This is a genomic window from Serratia sp. TSA_198.1, assembly GCF_052686505.1.
Genome location: NZ_JBQZFP010000001.1, coordinates 1,896,665 through 1,913,427, shown reverse-complemented (window position 1 = coordinate 1,913,427; position 16,763 = coordinate 1,896,665). Strand labels below are relative to the sequence as shown.

15 protein-coding genes are annotated in these 16,763 nt (G+C 56.4%); 4 read left to right on the top strand and 11 right to left on the bottom strand.

Annotated elements, in window-relative coordinates:
- Positions 1-21: 21 nt before the first annotated feature.
- Both ACUTSW_RS09135 and ACUTSW_RS09130 read right to left on the bottom strand, forming a co-directional pair.
- Positions 22-564, bottom strand: a complete 543-nt coding sequence (locus ACUTSW_RS09135; RefSeq protein WP_445584227.1) for a GNAT family N-acetyltransferase — start codon at positions 562-564, stop codon at positions 22-24.
- Entirely contained in the window at positions 561-1,031 is a 471-nt protein-coding gene (locus tag ACUTSW_RS09130; RefSeq protein WP_063201749.1) for an acyltransferase, read from the bottom strand. The genes ACUTSW_RS09135 and ACUTSW_RS09130 overlap by 4 nt, the downstream gene beginning before the upstream one ends.
- A gap of 204 nt (positions 1,032-1,235) precedes the next feature.
- On the opposite strand from ACUTSW_RS09130, the gene ACUTSW_RS09125 reads away from it, so the two are divergent.
- Positions 1,236-1,826: a Yip1 family protein gene (locus ACUTSW_RS09125; protein ID WP_062870008.1), complete on the top strand. Its 591-nt coding sequence runs from the start codon at positions 1,236-1,238 to the stop codon at positions 1,824-1,826.
- Between the two features lie 55 nt (positions 1,827-1,881).
- Here ACUTSW_RS09125 and ACUTSW_RS09120 read toward each other — a convergent pair whose 3' ends face one another.
- The 5 genes from ACUTSW_RS09120 to ACUTSW_RS09100 all read right to left on the bottom strand — a co-directional run bounded on the left by ACUTSW_RS09120 (position 1,882) and on the right by ACUTSW_RS09100 (position 7,537).
- Complete coding sequence (locus tag ACUTSW_RS09120) at positions 1,882-2,733, bottom strand: DMT family transporter (RefSeq protein WP_445584226.1); 852 nt, start codon at positions 2,731-2,733, stop codon at positions 1,882-1,884.
- A 342-nt stretch (positions 2,734-3,075) separates the two neighbouring features.
- Positions 3,076-4,449 carry an NAD-dependent succinate-semialdehyde dehydrogenase gene (locus tag ACUTSW_RS09115; RefSeq protein ID WP_445584225.1) on the bottom strand — a complete coding sequence of 458 codons (1,374 nt, stop codon included), beginning with the start codon at positions 4,447-4,449 and terminating at the stop codon, positions 3,076-3,078.
- Positions 4,450-4,623: 174 nt separating this feature from the next.
- Positions 4,624-6,333 (bottom strand): D-lactate dehydrogenase, encoded by a 1,710-nt coding sequence (gene dld, locus ACUTSW_RS09110; protein ID WP_445584224.1) that lies wholly within the window; start codon positions 6,331-6,333, stop codon positions 4,624-4,626.
- Between the two features lie 209 nt (positions 6,334-6,542).
- On the bottom strand, positions 6,543-7,337 hold the full coding sequence (gene map, locus ACUTSW_RS09105; RefSeq protein ID WP_445584223.1) for a type I methionyl aminopeptidase: 795 nt from the start codon (positions 7,335-7,337) through the stop codon (positions 6,543-6,545).
- Entirely contained in the window at positions 7,334-7,537 is a 204-nt protein-coding gene (locus ACUTSW_RS09100; RefSeq protein ID WP_006324220.1) for a ParD-like family protein, read from the bottom strand. The genes map and ACUTSW_RS09100 overlap by 4 nt, the downstream gene beginning before the upstream one ends.
- A 169-nt stretch (positions 7,538-7,706) precedes the next feature.
- On the opposite strand from ACUTSW_RS09100, the gene ddlA reads away from it, so the two are divergent.
- Positions 7,707-8,810 (top strand): D-alanine--D-alanine ligase, encoded by a 1,104-nt coding sequence (gene ddlA / locus ACUTSW_RS09095; protein ID WP_004942006.1) that lies wholly within the window; start codon positions 7,707-7,709, stop codon positions 8,808-8,810.
- Between the two features lie 402 nt (positions 8,811-9,212).
- Here the strand turns inward: ddlA and ACUTSW_RS09090 are convergent, their stop codons facing one another.
- The 3 genes from ACUTSW_RS09090 to ACUTSW_RS09080 all read right to left on the bottom strand — a co-directional run bounded on the left by ACUTSW_RS09090 (position 9,213) and on the right by ACUTSW_RS09080 (position 12,403).
- On the bottom strand, positions 9,213-9,482 hold the full coding sequence (locus tag ACUTSW_RS09090; protein ID WP_445584461.1) for a hypothetical protein: 270 nt from the start codon (positions 9,480-9,482) through the stop codon (positions 9,213-9,215).
- Between the two features lie 944 nt (positions 9,483-10,426).
- Positions 10,427-11,206 carry an ABC transporter substrate-binding protein gene (locus ACUTSW_RS09085; protein ID WP_037432444.1) on the bottom strand — a complete coding sequence of 260 codons (780 nt, stop codon included), beginning with the start codon at positions 11,204-11,206 and terminating at the stop codon, positions 10,427-10,429.
- 42 nt (positions 11,207-11,248) lie between these two features.
- Positions 11,249-12,403, bottom strand: coding sequence for a pyridoxal phosphate-dependent aminotransferase (locus ACUTSW_RS09080; protein WP_020438686.1), 1,155 nt, complete (start codon positions 12,401-12,403; stop codon positions 11,249-11,251).
- Positions 12,404-12,610: 207 nt separating this feature from the next.
- Between ACUTSW_RS09080 and ACUTSW_RS09075 the strand changes: the two genes are divergently transcribed.
- Both ACUTSW_RS09075 and bglX read left to right on the top strand, forming a co-directional pair.
- Positions 12,611-13,540 carry a LysR substrate-binding domain-containing protein gene (locus ACUTSW_RS09075; protein ID WP_445584222.1) on the top strand — a complete coding sequence of 310 codons (930 nt, stop codon included), beginning with the start codon at positions 12,611-12,613 and terminating at the stop codon, positions 13,538-13,540.
- 116 nt (positions 13,541-13,656) lie between these two features.
- Entirely contained in the window at positions 13,657-15,954 is a 2,298-nt protein-coding gene (bglX, locus tag ACUTSW_RS09070; protein WP_445584221.1) for a beta-glucosidase BglX, read from the top strand.
- Positions 15,955-15,996: 42 nt separating this feature from the next.
- On the opposite strand, the gene ACUTSW_RS09065 is transcribed toward bglX, so the two are convergent.
- The gene (locus ACUTSW_RS09065; protein WP_062870013.1) at positions 15,997-16,731 is read right to left on the bottom strand and encodes a GntR family transcriptional regulator; all 735 of its coding nucleotides are present in this window, start codon (positions 16,729-16,731) and stop codon (positions 15,997-15,999) included.
- Positions 16,732-16,763: the final 32 nt, after the last annotated feature.

Below are 16,763 nucleotides of genomic sequence, written 5' to 3'. Positions count from 1 at the left end.
AGCCTAAACGCTGGCCAATAATCAGTAACCGATCTCGTTATTAAACGGCAGATACCAAAATAACGCGATTTCATGGTCGGCAATATCCGGCTGAGCGCGATACAACAGGTGATCGATACCGCCGAGAATAAAACCGAAGCGCTGATAACAGCGGCAGGCGATCAGATTATTGTTTTGCGTTTCCAGCATCAACCCCGGGGTTTCCTGCTGCTGCGCCCAGTGGCGTGCGGCATCCAGCAGGGCGGTGGCGACGCCCAAACGGCGCACGTGGGCGCTGACGACAATTTCTTCAATCAGCGCATAACCGTTCCAGTTTTTGCTCAGCGTAACGTGACCGACGGCTTCCCCCCGATGACGTGCCAGAAAGGTTTCGCTTTCTTCATTGAGGAAGGGGGCCAGCGGATAGTGCTTGCGAAACGGCGTGACCGGCCGCAGTGGCCAACTGTCTATCGGGGCATCGAAAACCGGTTGGGCATAGTGAGCGACCAGGAAACTGAAATCGCAGCTTTCCAGATAGCCGTCGGGCAACTGAGCGACGGGGGCGATATGGATAGCCTGGCTCATGGGTCCAGCTCTCTCAGCAGGCGTGCCGGATTGCCTGCGTAGATCCCTTTACGGGTGATGTCTTTGGTGACCACGGATCCGGCGCCGATCACCGCGCCGCTGCAGATGTTCACCGCCAGCACGGTGGCGCCGGAGCCGATGGCAACCCGATCGCCAATCTGCGTACGGCCCCAACTGGCGGCATCGGCGTTCGGGGCGCCATTTTTAAACAGATCGTTGGCGAAGGTCACGTTATGGCCGATAAAGCAGTCTTCGCCGAGGGTGACATATTCGCAGATAAAACTGTGCGACTGGATTTTGCTGCGAGCGCCGATGCTGACGTTTTTTTGGATCTCGACAAAGGGCCCGACAAACACGTCGTCGCCGAGTCGGCAACCGTACAGGTTGCTGGGTTGTACCACTGTGACATTTTGCCCGGCGTCGACCTCGACAATGCCGACCTGGCGAAGAGTGATGGCGGATGACATGGCAGTCCTCACGGCGTTGCTCAATCGGAGGATTATAAAACAAACTGCCGCTGCGTCTGCGTTTTCCGAACGTTTTTTCAGCGAAAGACTATAATAAGTACAGGGGAGAGAGCCCCGTGGCCGCAATCCTCGCACGGTCAACAATCCGTCAGAGGGGTAAATTCGTTCGCCGATCGCGACCTACGGCGATGGAGGAGGTGTCTCATGGTTAATCATGTTTGGGGACTTCTGGCGCATCCAAGCACCGAGTTCGAACACATTAAAAGCGAGAACGAAAGCGTCTCGCACCTTTACACCCACCACGTGCTGCTGCTGGCGGCGATCCCTGTGGTCTGCGCCTTTATCGGCACCACCCAGTTGGGCTGGCTCTCCGGCGAAGGCCATGCGATCCGGCTCGATATGTTTACCGCACTTTATACCGCAGTGGCGTTCTATCTGCTGATGCTGGCGGGTGTGGCTATCATGGGTAAAGTGATCCACTGGATGGCGCGGCGTTATGAAGCACGCCCGAGTTTGCACCGTTGTATGGTGTTTGCCGGCTATGTCGCCACCCCGATGTTTCTGAGCGGTATAGTCGCGCTCTATCCCGTCGTGTGGCTCTGTCTGTTTGTCGGCGTGATTGGCCTGTGCTATTCGGGCTATCTGCTGAATCTGGGTATTCCCCACTTCCTGAATATCGACAGTAAAGAAGGTTTTATCTTCTCCAGCTCTACCTTTGCCATCGGCATCTTGCTGCTCGAGTTTCTGCTCGGGGTAACGGTGTTGCTGTGGGGGTATGGTTCCTGGTTATTCTGAAAACGATGTTTTGATATTGCCCCTCATGCCACCCGGCATGAGGGGCTTTTGCTTTTTACGGCTTACGGAACACCAGCATTACGCCAAGTACGATGGCCGCCATGCCCAGCATGCTCATTGCCGCCAGCGCATGGCCGAGCAGCAGGTAGTCCAACAGGGCCGTGACCGCCGGGATCAGGTAAAACAGGCTGGTGACCTGCACCAGATTGCCGCGTTGGATCAGCCGGTACAGCAAGAAGGTGGCCAGCACTGAAATCACCACCGCCATCCACAGCAACGGCACGACAAGCGCCATGCTCCACTCGACCCGCAGCGGCTCGAACGGTAACACCAGTGAGCACATCAGCAACCCGACGGCGTACTGCAACGGCAACACCGCCAGCGGTGGCTGACTCATGCCTTTTTGCAGCAGCGTGCCGGCGGTCATGCAGCCCAGCGCGATAAAGGCGAACAGCATGCCGGGCAGGGAGAAGTGGGCGATCGCCAGGCTTTGATACACCACCAGCGTCAGCCCGGACATCGCCAGCAACAGGCCGAGGCTGCGCAGCCCGGAACTGCGGCGTTCGGTAATGAACTGGGTCAGTATCGGCTGTACGCCGAGCAGCGTCGCCAGCACACCGGGAGTGATACCCTGTTCCAACGCCAGCAGATAGCTAATCTGGTAACTGCCGATCATCAGCAGCCCGATCAATGCCACGCGCCACCGGGTGCCGCGGGCGGGGAGGCATTGCCGCTGCCACAGGCCGATTGCCAGCAGCAGCGCCAGAGCGATGGCGCAGCGGAAGAAAAGGAAGGCGAAGGCGGAGGCATGCTCCAGCCCCAAGCGGGAGAAAATTGCGCCGCTGCTCCAAAGCAGGACGAACAGCGTAGCCAGGCCGGCATTGGCCCATTGAGTGATAAATCGCATTCGGTTTCACCTGTCGTGAAAATGGCAAGTTCCAGCGCGCGCGGCGGTCTACGCCTGAGCGCAAATAAAGAAAGCTGGAGGTAAAATTCGGTTTGGCTTAGCGCACAACCACAGAGCGTGGCGGGTAAGCGGCAACCGCAGTGACGACAGAGAAAACGGCTGGAGGGGCGGAAGATGCGCACAGTTGAACGACGGCCGGAAGCGGCGTGTTCGTTGGGTCTGTGATGTGCGCAAACTGAGCCATTGATATTCCTGAAAGCAGGGAGTGATTACGGCATCAAAGATAGTGAAGTTTGGCGGGAGGCGCAACATAAAATTAACGTCTCCCGCCGAGGGTGAGGTTTAGCTTTTGCTGACCACCACCAGTTTCTGATTCACAAACTCTTTGATCCCCAGATCCGAGAGTTCACGGCCGAAGCCGGAGCGTTTCACGCCGCCAAAAGGCAGCTCGGGTGCGGTATCGGTCAACGAGTTGATATACACCATGCCGGTCTCGATGCGTGAGGCCAGCTTTTTGGCGCGTTCGATATCCGTGCTGAAAATAGCGCCACCGAGGCCGTAGTGAGAGTCATTGGCCAGTTTGACGATCTCGTCGTCATCCTTCACCACGTAGATCTGCGCCACCGGGCCGAAGAACTCTTCGAAATACGCCGGGTTGTCACGGCTGATGTGGGTCAGGATCGTCGGCTCGAAGAAATTGCCGTCATGCGGTATCGGCTTGCCGCCGTAGTGCAGTTTGGCGCCGTTTTGCACCGCGGCGTCGACCTGTTTGGCCAGCCCCTCCAGCGCCTCGCGGGAAGACAGCGGCCCCAGCGTGGTGGTTTCATCCAGCGGATCGCCGGTTTTCACCGCGCGGAAATGCTCGGTAAAGGCTTGCAGGAAGGGCTCCGCCACTTTTTCTTGCACGATAAAACGTTTGGCTGCGGTGCACACCTGGCCGGCATTGCTCAGCCGCGCCTGCGCGCCGATCTTGGCGGCTCTGGCGATATCGCTGTCGTCCAGCACCACGAATACGTCGTTGCCGCCCAGCTCCAGCGTCGATTTTTTCAGTGCCTTCGCGGCTTGCGAGGCGACTATGCTACCGGCCTTTTCCGAGCCGGTCAGCGCCACGCCCTGTACCCGGTCGTCGGCGATGATGTTCGCCACCTGCTGTTGCGAAATAAACAGGTTGGTATAGGCACCTTGCGGCGCACCGGCCTCGGCGACCAATTGTTCAAAGGCCTGTGCGCAGTGCGGCACGATGCCGGCATGCTTCACCAGCACCGGATTGCCGGCGGCCAGATTGGGCGCCAGCACGCGCATCAACTGGTAGAACGGGAAGTTCCACGGCTCCACCGCCATCAGCACGCCGATCGGATGATGCTCTACCCAGGCTTCGCCGAGGCTGGACTCATAGCGCACCGGGGCGAGAAATTTTTTGGCGTTGTCGGCATAGTAGCGGGCGATCTGGGCACAGAGCTTCACTTCGCCGCGGCTTTGCGCGATCAGCTTGCCCATCTCCTGGCTGGCGATTTTCGCCAGTTCCTCAACCCGGCGCTCCATCAGGTCCGCCAGCTTGTGCAGTACCGGCAGCCGCTGGTCGATATCGCCCTTGGCCCATCCGGAGTGATACAGCGCGTCAGCCTTTGCCAGCGCTTGTTCGACCTGCTGGTCGGTATGGGGTGTGTACTCGTTGATCAGTTGGTTGTTAAAAGGGTTTACCGTTTGGTATGGCATGAAGAGTTCCTCTCGTCGCGGATGGTGACGCATGACATACGCCTTGAACGGCGCAGCGAAAACGGCTGCACCGGTCTTTAAGTCTAGACGATAGGGGAGAGGCGGGCCGAAGATGCGGAAGGGAGCATCGGCTATGCCCCCGTATGCCGGGGGCGCGGGCTGAAAGCGGAAATGTTACCGGGTATTGCCGGCCCAGTGTTTCCGCTTGCTGGTCTTGCCGAGACCGGGGTTAAAACTGTTGGTCGGATCGGCGGATTGGTAGAAGGCCTGCAGATCGGGCTTGGCGTGGTACAGATGGCCGACGTTATGCTCGGCCGGGTACTCCGCGCCGCGCCGGTCGAGGATCGCCAGCATTTGCTCTTTCAGCGCATGGCTGTCGACGCCTTTTTTCACCACGTAATCCTGGTGGAATACGTGGCACATAAAGTGGCCGTAATAGAGTTTGTGCACCAGTTGGCTGTCGATTTCTGGCGGCAGGGTTTCAAACCACTCGGTATCGTTGCGGCGCAGCGCAATATCCAGCGCCAGAATATCCTCTACCTTGTCGGCATGCACCGCATGGTAGCGCACCGCCGCGCCGGCGGCGGCGAAACGGTGCAGGAAGGCCTTTTTGCCTTCGTCTGCGGTGCAGGCGAAAAATGCGCCGTTGGCCTGGGCAAAATACTGGCTCAGATACCGCTGCGCTTCGTCGACGCCGGGGCCGGCCATTTTCAGCAGCAGGTGATGTTCAAAGCGTTCGCGGTATTCTTTCATCCGCTTCGGCAAATGGCTGGGGGCCAGGTGGCTCAGGCCCTGCATCAGCCGGTCGGTCAGGTTGTGCGGCAGCAGCGGCAGTTTGTTGAAGCTGGCGTCCACGCGGCCTTTCAGGGTGAAGAAACGCGGCATTTGATCGGTGCCGAGCTTGTCGATCATCATAAAGGTGTCTTTGCCGTACACTTCGGCGATATCGAAAATATCTCGGTGCATGTATTCGCCGGCCACCGGCAGATTGTCGAATTTGCCGAGCATATGGCGACGCAGCTCGGTCAATACGGCGGTGTCGTTGGTGCCGATATAAAATACCTGCTCTTTGCCTTCTTTCTCAAAGGTGTCCAGGCGCACCGCAAACACCGCCAGTTTGCCGGCGCAGCCGGAGGCCTCGAACAGGCGGCGTTTATCCGCATTGAAGCGGGATGGGGTATCGGCATCGACGTCGCGCACCCGGCTGGCGTATTCGTTGTCGGAGGCACGCAGTTCGCCGTGCTCGACGTCCTCCGGCCGGTAGTCGCCTTTCTCCAGCCGGGTGAGGATCTCTTCCGGCGTGTCGCCGAGTTTAATCCCCAAATGGTTCACCAGCCGCAGTTGGCCGTCTTCACCCAACTGGGCGTACAGCGCCATTTCGGTATAGGCCGGGCCGCGTTTCACCAGCGAACCGCCGGAGTTATTGCACACGCCGCCAATCACCGAAGCGCCGATGCAGGAGGAGCCGATCACCGAATGCGGTTCGCGGCCGTAGGGTTTCAGCAATTTTTCCAGCTGATTGAGGGTGCTGCCGGGGAAGCCAACCACTTGTTTGCCGTTGTCCAGCACTTGCACGTGATCGATCCGCAGGGTGCTGACGATGACGATATCGCGGTCATAATCGTTGCCGCTGGGCGTCGAACCTTCGGTCAGCCCGGTGTTCGCCGCCTGCATGATGACGATTTTGTCGGCGGCCACGCAGGCCTCCAGTATCCGCCACAGCTGCAACAGGCGGGTAGGGAACACCACCGCCAGCGCTTTGCCTTCGCCGGAGCGGAATCCCTTGCGATAACGTTCGGTGCTGCGTTCGCCGGTCAACAGCTGCGGGCCGCCGACGATGTCTTTGAGCTGAGCGAGAAATGCCTGATTACCTGACTGCGTCATGCCGATCTCCCTGTCATACCTGTCGTCTTTCAAACGGCGGCGCGGTTACCCTGGGGGACGAAGAGAGTTGTCCCGATTCACGTGGGCGCTGCATGCGGCGCCCCAACATGACCTGCGGTTCTTGCCGTTATCGCCGTTTGAAATCCAGAGGGTAAATTAATTGAGTAGCCTGCTGGCTTAATACCTTGGTAACTTACTGGCTTGGTAGCTTAGTAACGATCTGCGTACCCGGCCTGACGCTCTTCGTCACGCAGCGTCAGAATTTCCACGCCGTCGGCGGTGACCGCCACGGTGTGCTCCCATTGAGCGGACAGCTTTTTATCGCGGGTTACCACTGTCCAGCCGTCTTTCTTCTGCTTAATGCGGTGGTCGCCCTGGTTAATCATGGGTTCGATGGTAAATACCATGCCTTCCTGCAACGCCATGCCGGTGCCCGGCAGGCCGAAGTGCATCACCGCCGGTTCCTCATGCATGTCGCGGCCGATGCCGTGGCCGCAGTATTCACGCACTATGCTGTAACCGGCTTGTTCCGCATGCTGTTGAATGGCATGGCCGATATCCCCCAGCGTCGCGCCCGGCTTCACCGCGCGGATGCCTTTCCACAAGGACTCATATACGTTGTTCACCAGCCGTTTGGCCAATGGCGTTGTCTGGCCGATGCAGTACATTTTGCTGGAGTCGGCAATGTAACCGCCGTTTTCCAGCGTAATGTCGACGTTAACGATCATGCCGGAACGCAGGATTTTGCTGGCCGAAGGAATGCCGTGGCAGATCACGTCGTCGATCGAGGTATTGAGCACGTAAGGGAAATCGTACTGGCCTTTACTGGCCGGGCGCGATTTCAGCTCATCGACGATAAAGGCTTCGGCGCGGTCGTTAATTTCCATGGTCGACATGCCTTCGCCAATCACCCCATCGAGCATAGCAAACACCTTGGCCAGCAATGCGCCAGAGTGACGCATTTTGGCGATTTCTTCCGGCGTTTTGATCACAATCTGTTTCACCCGACAATCTCCTTCAGCGTCAGCGCGTTATCTTTCATCATTTTTTTTACCAGTTGAGGGTAGGTCAGTTCTGGATGGAACTCCGCCAGCATGCCGATCTTGATCCAGTATTCCGCCTGCGCGTTGATCGAACGCGTCATCGTCAGGCTGGCGAGGCGCAGATCGTCATGCAGCGCGTCTGAAATTTTCACAATGCCCATAGACTGCTCCTTAAAGGAATAATATACGAAGTGTATATGGTTTGGATGGTGGGGATTGTACATTCCGTGGCATAAGAAGTTTCCTGGCGACAACGATTGCCGCCGTCGGACAATGCGTTTATTGTGATAAACGACTTTTTTTGCATGATTTTTCAGAAGGATTCAGGGCGTGACTAAATTACGGGTTGGGGTGATCTTTGGCGGTAAATCGGCTGAGCATGAAGTGTCGCTGCAGTCGGCAAAAAACATTGTGGACGCTATCGACAAAGAGAAGTTTGACGTCACGTTGCTGGGGATCGACAAGCAGGGGCAATGGCACATTAACGATGCCTCCAATTACCTGCTGAATGCGGAAAACCCGGCGCTGATCGCGCTGAACCGCTCAAATAAAAATGTGGCGCTGATCCCCGGTCAGGAGAAACAGCAACTGATTGAAGCGAGCAGCGCCGGCGCACTGGGCCAGCTCGACGTGGTATTCCCGATCGTGCATGGCACGCTGGGCGAGGACGGTTCACTGCAAGGGTTGTTGCGGATGGCCAATATGCCGTTCGTCGGCGCCGGTGTGTTGGGCTCGGCGGTGAGCATGGACAAAGACGTCACCAAACGCCTGCTGCGCGATGCCGGGCTGGCGGTGGCCCCCTTTGTCACCCTGACGCGCACCAACCGCGGCAAATACGGTTTCGATCAGCTTAGCGAGCGTTTGGGCCTGCCGTTGTTTATCAAACCGGCTAACCAGGGCTCTTCGGTGGGCGTCAGCAAGGTGCAGGATCGGGCCGGCTTTGACGCCGCTCTGGCGCTGGCGTTCAGCTTCGATCACAAGGTGCTGGTGGAATCGGCGATTGTCGGTCGTGAGATTGAGTGCGCGGTGTTGGGCAATGACGAGCCGCAGGCCAGCCTGTGCGGTGAAATCGTGCTGAGCGATGCTTTCTATTCCTACGACACCAAATACATCAATGAGCAGGGCGCGAAGGTAGTGGTGCCGGCGGAGATCGCGCCGGAAGTCAGCGACAAGATCCGTGATGTGGCGCTAAAAGCGTTCCGGGCGCTGGAATGCTTTGGCCTGGCGCGCGTTGACGTGTTCCTGACGCCGGACAACAACGTGGTGATTAACGAAATCAACACGCTGCCGGGGTTCACCAATATCAGCATGTACCCCAAACTGTGGGCCGCCAGCGGCGTCAGCTACAGCGAGTTGATTACCCGGTTGATCGAGCTGGCGCTGGAGCGCCATCAGCAAGATCGCGCGCTGAACAGCTCGGTGTTTGATCGGTAATATCGAGTAGGGTTACTGCATCAGGCAGAAGATAGGGCTGGTTCCAGGGAGTTCCAGCCCGCTAGTATAGAGTGGCGGAAATGACAAAGGTCAGGAAGGCTGTAATAAAAAGAGACATAATCCCGCCAAAATTCAAAAGGGAATTCCGGGGCGGGAGGTGCGCTCGGCTGTGCCATTTCATTTTATGGTTATCGATCGCTTCCTGGCGAAACACTAGTAACCTCTCTGAATGATTAATTAACTGAGGAGAGAAGAATACGTTCTATTGTGCAGACGAAAAGTTTCTGCCCATTTTAAGATGTGATGTTTTTATATTTCATCAAAACAATATGATAAAAATTACAAAATAATTGTAAATAAAATATTGTAGATTAATATTATTTAATTAATGTCAGTCACTTGTTATTGGCTAAAGATGTAGACTAAAGATATAATAATAACGCAGGCTGAGCAGATAAATATATCCCCAGAAAATTCACGTAATGAATTTAAATAATCTTCGCTGTTTTTATTTAATTTATCAATGGCTTCTCTTTCATTTTCAGCATTTACTTCGACATGATGCTTCCTGAAACCTTTTTTTTTCATATCCTTAATGAGTGAATGTGTTACCGATTCTTTTGGGATTACCTTTGACTCATCACTTTTTATAAAGACAACATATTTACGCATGGTCTTTCCCATAAAATCACTGTGTTTTACATCTGTGATTTTATCAGTTAATTAACGTTTGGTACCAGATCCTCTCGGCCCAGTACCATTGAACTTATAATATTATGCATGATTGCAATCGTTCAGATCCAATACTACCCGTGTACAGGATTCAGGCAGCTGTGAATTTAATTGAAATGCGATAATAGTCACAAAAATAAATATAAATAACCATTCCAAATAAAACAATTAAAACCAGAGGGGCGGTGATCTATTACAGGTAAGACTTATAGTTCCGTATTAAATAACCTGTTACTGAGTGTCTGGATTTTCCTCTATATTTCAATGTGCTTTTTCATCATTTAACCCATTGCTGCTTCGATACCACAGGCGTAGCTGTAGCGAACGATAACGCAGTACCCTGAACCTGTGCCATTCACTCCACTGTTTGAACGTCTCCATCAGGTTACTTGCTGTCGTTAACCGACCGGTCTGGCATGATGCTGATGCAGTTCTACGTCATCTGTCAGTATCAAAGTCCTTATACTCTCGTGATAATCAATTATTATCATTTCCTAAAATAATCATTTGATTGTCAATTATTGATTTTACAGATGGTTAATTTCAGTCCTTCAATGAAAGAAGGGCGAAATCTTTCGCAGATTAAAAACACATAGACGCTCTTGAAATTCCTTTCTTATAAATAACTCTATTACTTGGGTGGGGGATATATTGGGGCGATAACTTCATTGGCACTATCGTCTGCAATAAAAATTTTTAAGTCAACTTCAGCGTAGCTAATAATAAATCAGCTCCGTGGACTTGAATGAGCAAGCCGTGTGGTAGGCTGAAAGCATCGGCTTTGCAAACTAAAAATGGCTCCCGCTTGCGAAGGAGCCATTTCATAGCCGGCAGTGCAATCCCCGGCATCCGGTCATTATTGTCAATGGCCGGGGGCGGGCAGGTTATTTCACCGTCACGTCGATATCGCCAAAATACTTCTTCGCCAGCGCGGTCACGGTGCCTTGCTGCTTCACTTTCACGATCGCGTCGTTCAGCTTTTTCTTCAATGCGTCATCCCCTTTGCGCAGGCCGAAGGCGATGCCTTCACCGAGGATCTTGTCGTCGCTGACCGCATCGCCGACGAAGGCGAAGCCTTTGCCGTCCGGATGTGCCAGGAAGCCGCTTTGCCCTGACGGCGCCATCACCAGCGTGGCGTCGAGGCGGCCGGCGGTCAGGTCAAGGTACGCCTGGTTCTGATCCTGATAGGAGACGACGTCTACGCCCTGCGGCGCCCAGTGGGCCTTGGCGTAGGTTTCCTGAATCGACCCCTGCAGTACGCCGACGTGTTTGCCTGCCAGCGACTTGGCGTCCGGCAGCAGGCCGCTGTCGGCTTTGGCGATCAGGCGGTTGGGCACCTGATAGATGGAGTCGGTGAAGTCAATCGCCTGGCGGCGCTGGTCGGTGACGTTCATCGCCGAGTTGATGGCGTCAAACTTGCGCGCCTTCAGCGCCGGGATCAGGCTGTCGAACGAGGTCTCGACCCAGCTGCATTTCAACTGGGCGGCGGCGCAGACCGCGTTGCCCAGATCGATATCGAAGCCTTCCAGCTTACCGCTGGCGGATTTGGATTCGAACGGCGGATACAGCGCTTCCAGACCGAAGCGCAGCGTGTTTTCCGCCGCCAGAGAGGAACCGGCGGCCAGCAGGCAGCCCACAGCGATCAGCGTTTTCAGTGATTTCATAGTCAGTGCCTTTTTCCCATGGTCAAACCAAAAGTGAATGCATTACACCTGACACAGACGGCGTGCGCCTTCCAGCAGGGTTTCGTTATCTTTTGAAAAACTCAGCCGGATGATGCCGGTGTTGGTGCCGTCGCTGTAAAACGCCGACAGCGGGATAGTCGCGACTTTCGCTTCACGGATTAAACGCACCGCAAAATCGTTGTCGCTTTCGCTGCTGAAACCGCTAAAGCGGGCCAGCATAAAGAAACTGCCACGGCTGGGTAATAATTCAAAGCGCGAATCTTGCAAAGCGCCGGCCAGCAAATCGCGTTTTTGCTGATAGAAATCCGCCAGCCCCAGATAGCTTTGCGGATTGCCCAGCGCTTCGGCGAAGGCATATTGCATCGGCGTATCGGCGGAGAACACCATAAACTGGTGCACCTTGCGGATCTCATCCATCAACGCCGCCGGTGCCATGCAGTAACCGACGCGCCAGCCGGTGACGTGATAGGTTTTGCCAAACGACGACACAATCACGCTGCGTTCGGCCAATTGCGGGTGGCGCGCCATGCTGTGGTGAATATCGCCGTCGAATACCACGTGCTCGTAAACCTCGTCGGACAGGATAACGATATCGGTATTGCGCGTCAGGGCGGTCAGGCGCTCAATGTCATGCTCGCCGAACACGCTGCCGGTTGGGTTGTGCGGGCTGTTGACGATGATCATCCGCGTTTTGCCGGTGATGGCGGCGGCGACCTCGTCCCAGTCAATGTGCAAGTCCTGCAGCGACAGTTTGATGGCTACCGGCGTGGCACCTTGCAGGCGGACAATCGGCGCGTAGCTGTCGAATGCCGGTTCGAAATAAATCACCTCGTCGCCCGGGTGCACCAGCGCGCTGATGGCGGAATACAATCCTTCGCTGGCACTGGCGATGACCGTGATTTCTTCGTCGGCGTCATAACGTGTGCCATACAATCGTTCAACTTTATCTGCCAGCGCAGCGCGTAATGCGGCCACGCCACTCATCGGCGCGTACTGGTTATGACCTGCGCGCATGGCTTGCGCCACCGCGTCGACCAGTTGCGGCTGACAGGCGAAGTTCGGTGCGCCCTGCGACAGATTCAGTGCCTGATGTTCAGCGCTGAGCTGGCCGATTACGGTGAAAATAGTGGTGCCGACATCCGGCAACTTCGAGCGTTGTGAGCAGGCGCTCTGCATGATTGGCTCCTGGAGAGGGGGAAGTATTGCTTGATTAAGCATCAGTGACGGTAGGCGAACAAGGGAATGTTTGTCATACTAGCCATGAGTTAAAATCATGGCTAATTCCCCCTTCATTCTTGAAACGATCTTGGCGTTGGCCGCCTTGATGTCGTTCCAATTATTTGGGGGAATCCTTGTAATTTCGGGGATATCGAGGAACCCGCTATGCAGACATCTCTGCCGTCGCTCGACGTTTTGAAAACTTTTGTGGTGGTGGCTCAGCGCCTTAATTTCACTCATGCCGCCCAGACACTGCACCTGACGCAAGGCGCGGTCAGCCGTCAGATCCTCGGGCTGGAGCAGCATTTGGGCTATCCGTTGTTCAGCCGCCGGGCGCGCGGGCTGACGTTGACCCCGCAGGGTGCCATGTTGCTGGCGCCGGTGCAGCAGGCTCTGGGGCAACTGGGCGAGGCGCTGGCGCGCGTTGGGGCGCAGCCGGGCACGTTACGCATCAAGTGTCCGACCTGCGCCATGCGCTGGGTGTTGCCGCGCATTATCCGGTTGCAAAACGAGCGCCCGGAAATGCATATCGAACTGACCGCCTCGGTATCGCACGGGTTGGATTTCAGCGCAGAGCACTTCGATGCTGCGGTGGTGTTCGGCCAGCCGCAGGGTAAAAAGCTGGCGGTGCATCACCTGTTCGATGAAATCCTCACGCCGGTCTGCACGCCGTCTTATCTTCCCGATTTGGCCCGCCCGCCAACCCCGGCCGATCTGGCGGAGAAAACCCTGCTGCACCCCACGCGCGATCGCCGCGACTGGCTGCTGTGGTTGAAGGCGGCAGGGCTGGAGACGCTGCCTTCCGGCAAGGCGCAGCATTTTGATACTCTGGATTTGGCGATGAGCGCCGCACTGCAAGGTTTTGGCATCGCCATCGGCGATCTGTGCCTGCTGGAGGAGGATATCCAGGCGCAGCGCGTCGTTACGCCGTTCCCGCTCAGCGTGGTCAGCGGCGCGGCCTACTATTTGGTCTACCCTGAACGGGCACTGGTGCCCGCGACATTAGCCACGCTGGTCAATTTTCTGGGGGAAGAGGCGGCGCAAAGCCGCGCACGGCTGAAGAACGGCTTATCCGCCGCCGCTAACAGCTTGTAACCTTTAACATTACAAATTATTTCTGCGGTGAAAAAGAGTATGTCACACTGTTTTTCCACTTTGATTAATCCTCTCCGTCGCAGGCTGCGGCGGGAACATGCCTGAGACAAAACAATATGAAATGGCTTTGTGTGGTGAGTTTGCTGTCCGGCCTGGCGATCAGCCCGGTTTTTGCGCAGGAGAGCGGGGCGGCGCAAGGAGTTAATGCCCAGCAGCGTGATGCTTTCGTTTCCAACCTGATGAAACAGATGACGCTGGAAGAAAAAATCGGCCAGCTGCGTTTAATCAGCGTCGGGCCGGATAACCCGAAAGAAGCGATCCGCGACGGCATCAGCAAGGGCCAGATTGGCGCTATCTTCAACACCGTCACCCGGCCGGATATCCGCGCGATGCAAGATCAGGCCATGCAGCTCAGCCGCCTGAAAATCCCGTTGTTCTTCGCCTACGACGTGGTACACGGTCAACGCACCGTCTTCCCGATCAGCCTGGGGCTGGCGGCCAGTTTTGATCTCGAAGCCATCGCGCTCAGCGGCCGGGTATCGGCGCAGGAAGCCAGCGATGACGGCCTGAACATGACCTTCTCGCCGATGGTCGACATTACCCGCGATCCGCGCTGGGGTCGGGTATCGGAAGGCTTCGGCGAAGACACCTGGCTGGTGTCCAAAATTGCCAAAGTGATGGTCGATGCTTACCAGAACGGCGATCCGTCTCAACCCGGTTCAGTGATGGCCAGCGTTAAGCACTTCGCGTTGTATGGCGCCACTGAAGGCGGCCGCGATTACAACACCGTCGATATGAGCCCGCTGAAAATGTATCAGGACTATTTGCCGCCGTATAAGGCAGCGGTAGACGCCGGCAGCGGTGGGGTGATGGTATCGCTCAACGCGATCAACGGTATTCCGGCCACTGCCAACCCGTGGCTGCTGAAAGATCTGTTGCGCAGCCAGTGGGGCTTTGGCGGCATTACCATCAGCGATCACGGTGCGATTAAAGAGCTGATCAAGCACGGTGTGGCCGAAGATGCGCGCGATGCGGTGCGGCTGGCGATCACTTCCGGCGTCGACATGAGCATGAGCGACGAATACTACGACCAATACCTGCCGGGGCTGGTGAAGGACGGGCTGGTTTCGGAAAGCGATATCGATCGCGCCTGCCGCGACGTGTTGAACACCAAATATGATATGGGCCTGTTCAAAGATCCGTATAACCACCTTGGCCCGGTAGGTTCCGATCCGCAGGATACCAATGCCGAAAGCCGTCTGCACCGCGCCGAAGCGCGCGTAGTGGCGCGCAAAACTCTGGTGCTGCTGAAGAATGACAAGCAGACGCTGCCGTTGAGCAAGCAAGGCACCATTGCGCTGGTTGGGCCGATGGCCGACAGCCAGCGTGACGTGATGGGTAGTTGGTCGGCGGCCGGTGTGGTCAAGCAGTCGGTGACCCTGCGCCAGGGGCTGGAGCATGCGGTGGGCGATAAGGCGAAGATCCTCTACGCCAAGGGCGCCAACATTACCCAGGACAAAAGCATTATCGACTATCTGAACGAGTATGAGCCGGCGGTGGTGTTTGATACCCGTCCGCCGCAGCAGATGATTGATGAAGCGGTACAGGCGGCCAGGCAGGCCGATGTCGTGGTAGCGGTCGTGGGTGAGGCGCAGGGCATGGCGCACGAAGCTTCCAGCCGTGCTGATATCACCATTCCGCAAAGCCAGCGGGATCTGATCACCGCGCTGAAGGCGACCGGCAAACCGCTGGTGCTGGTGCTGATGAATGGCCGGCCGCTGGCGCTGAGCTGGGAAAGCCAGCAGGCGGATGCGATGCTGGAAACCTGGTACAGCGGCACCGAGGGCGGCAATGCGGTGGCAGACGTGCTGTTCGGCGATTACAACCCGTCGGGCAAGCTGCCGATGACCTTCCCGCGTTCTGTCGGCCAGATCCCGATGTACTACAACCATTTGAATACCGGCCGGCCGTTCGGCAAGGAAAACCCGGGCAAGTACACGTCACGTTACTTCGACTCGCCTAACGGTCCGTTGTATCCCTTTGGTTACGGCCTGAGTTACACCACCTTCAGCCTGTCGGATCTCAAACTTTCCAGCCCGACGATGGCGCGCAACGGCAAACTGACCGCCAGCGTCACGCTGAAGAATACCGGCAAATATGACGGTGCCACTGTGGTGCAGCTGTACGTGCAGGACGTGACGGCGTCGGTCAGCCGCCCGGTGAAAGAACTGCGCAACTTCAAAAAGGTGATGCTGCGAGCCGGTCAATCACAACAAGTGGAGCTGCCGATCACCGAAGAGGATCTCAAGTTTTACAACGCCAGCCTGAAATGGGGCGCGGAACCGGGCAAGTTCAACGTGTTTGTCGGCCTGGATTCCGACAACGTACAGGCACAGAGCTTTACGCTGCAGTAAATCGCAGAATCGCCCTCTCTTGCTGCGGTGAGAGAGGGTTTTTCAATGTTTCAATTCCAGCGCAAAATCATAGTACTCATTCAAACACCAACTGCGGGTGTACTCGATGGGCCTTTCCTCGCGGGTGAACCCGGTACGGGTCACCAGCAGCAGCGGTTCCCCCACCTCCATCGCCAGATAGCGGGCGACGGATTTATCGGCTATCTCGCCGCGAAAACGCTGAGTCGCCCGCACAATGGGTTGACCGATGGAGTGCAGATAGTGGTACAACGACTCTTCAGGCAGGCCGCTCGCCGGCAAAATAGTGGCGGGAAGCACCGAATACTGTAAGGCAATGGCGATTTCGCCGGCTTTACGTAAGCGCACCAGTTCGACCACATCCTGTTCATCACTCAACTGTAACGCCTGCATTTCTTCTGCCGTTGGTCCGCGCCGCAGAAAACCAATCAGTTCGCTTTGCGCCCTGAAACCTTGCGGCTCTACCATCTCGGTAAAACTTTCCAACAGCGGTAAAGCGGGTGCGAAGCGCGGCGCGATAAAGGTGCCGGAACCCCGATTGCGGTTGATGGTGCCATCCTGTTCTAGGTGTTGAAACGCACGGCGAGCCGTCCCCCGCGCAATGCCGAAGGCTTCCATCAGCGCTCTTTCCGAAGGTAACGCATCGCCCGAACGCCACTGCCCGGACTCCACGGCGGCCCTTATTTTTTTTGCCAGTTGCAGATAAATCGGCGTGCTGTCTGCCGAGTCCGGTTGAAGCAAGGCCAGTTTCTCATCCATACGTATCTTCCCCACGAAATGACCATTAAGTG